The organism is Mesorhizobium sp. P3_A2 (genome assembly GCF_056403115.1).
Genome location: NZ_JBFUGC010000048.1, coordinates 1 through 1,151 on the forward strand (window position 1 = coordinate 1; position 1,151 = coordinate 1,151).

1 protein-coding gene is annotated in these 1,151 nt (G+C 64.5%); it reads left to right on the forward strand.

What is annotated here, in order from left to right:
• Positions 1-38 precede the first annotated feature (38 nt).
• Positions 39-1,013, forward strand: a complete 975-nt coding sequence (locus tag AC1DXM_RS31930; protein ID WP_477239539.1) for an IS5 family transposase — start codon at positions 39-41, stop codon at positions 1,011-1,013.
• Positions 1,014-1,151: the final 138 nt, after the last annotated feature.

The window sequence follows — 1,151 nt, forward strand, 5'->3', positions numbered from 1 at the left end:
TGGATGTGATTCCCTGTTTTTGAAACGGGGATTTTGCGATGACGACAAAGCCGAGCGGTCAGTTCAGTTTTGTGGAGGCTCTGCTGCCACAGGGTCTTGGTCGGAGCGGTCGGCTGGACCGGCTGTCGTCGCTGGTGAAGTGGTATCGCTTCGAGAAGATCCTGGCGCGGCTGCGCTCGCCGGCTGGGCCAGGGCGGCCTGCGTACAATTCGCTGGTGATGTTCAGGGCGCTTCTGCTGCAATCCTTGTATGGGCTGTCGGACAGCGAACTGGAGGAGGCGCTCGCCGATCGGCTGTCGTTTCGCCGTTTCGTTGGGTTGACGCTCGAGGAGACGGTGCCCGACCACACCACGCTCAACCGCTTTCGCAGTCTTCTCGTCGAGGCTGGGCTTCTGGAGAAGCTGTTTGGCGAACTGGACCATCAGTTGGACAAAGCCGGGCTGATCCTGCGGCGCGGCACGATGCTCGACGCCACGGTGATCGAGACGGCGGCGGCACGGCCACCCAGTGGAGCCGCGCAGGAGGTGGGCGAGGTCGGCGATCCCGATGCCGGCTTTACACGCCGGCAGGGCAAGCCTGGCTCCTCCTACGGCTACAAGGCCCATGTCGGTGTCGACCAGGGTTCTGGTCTGATCCGCCGGGTGAGGACGACAGCGGCCAACGTCAACGACACGGTCGAAGCGGATCATCTGATCTGTGGCGACGAAGGCGCGGTGCTGGCGGATGCGGCCTATCACACCAAGGCGCGCGAGCTGTCGCTGAGGCAGCGCGGGATCAAGCCGCGGCTGATGCGGCGAGCCAACAAGCATCATCCGCGCCTGCCGGCTCGCCTGAAGCAGTTCAACCAGCTGATCGCCCGGCAACGCTTTGCCGTCGAGACGACCTTCGCCACCTTGAAGAACCGCATGCGACTTTGCGCCATCCGCTATCGCGGCCTGGCCAAGGCGGCAGGACAGGTCCTCATCGCGGCCATGGCCTTCAACATGCGCCGCTGGGTGACGCTGGCCACCTGATCCTGGGTCGCACTGCGCCCCGAACCCACCGAATACGCCAACTCCTACCCTATCCGGCCGCAAACCCGCGCCGTAAAGCACCTCGCTGCGCCCCTGCAGTCCCTCCAGGCGTCCAAAGCCTAATAACGCAACAGGCCC